The following is a 502-nucleotide window of genomic DNA, read 5'->3' on the forward strand; positions in this document are numbered from 1 at the left end:
CCCGAGAACAACACCGCCAGCCGACCCGGCACCACCTCACCGCGCACCACACCAGCAACCGGCTCACCAGACACCACGGCGGACAACCCCGCCCGGTCACCCGACAGCACCACAGCGCGGTGTTCGAAGACCGACCGAGCCGACACCAGCGACCACGCCACGTCGACGGGATCGGCATCCGAGGCATCACTCAGGAAGGCGGCCATGCGCTCGGCCTGCGCCCGCAGCGCCGCCTCGGATCGTCCCGACACCACCCAGGGCGCCACAGGCACCACCACCGGCGGCTCAGCGTCCGCAGCCGGCTCCGCCTCGACAGCCGGCGCCTCTTCCAGGATCACGTGCGCGTTCGTCCCACTGATACCGAAAGACGACACACCCGCCCGACGCGGCTCCGCCGCCTCCGGCCACTCCACCGACTGCGTCAGCAGCTCAACGGCCCCGGCCGACCACTCCACCTGCGGCGAAGGCTCATCAACATGCAACGTCCGCGGCAGCACCCCGT

At 71.1% G+C, this 502-nt stretch carries 1 protein-coding gene; it reads right to left on the bottom strand.

Annotated features, from left to right (window positions below):
• Positions 1–502, bottom strand: a 502-nt coding sequence (locus tag GTW67_RS08730) for a ketoacyl-synthetase C-terminal extension domain-containing protein (protein WP_272920473.1), incomplete at both ends; no start/stop codon positions are given.

Source organism: Streptomyces sp. SID5910 (assembly GCF_009862125.1).
In the GTDB taxonomy this organism is placed as follows: domain Bacteria; phylum Actinomycetota; class Actinomycetes; order Streptomycetales; family Streptomycetaceae; genus Streptomyces.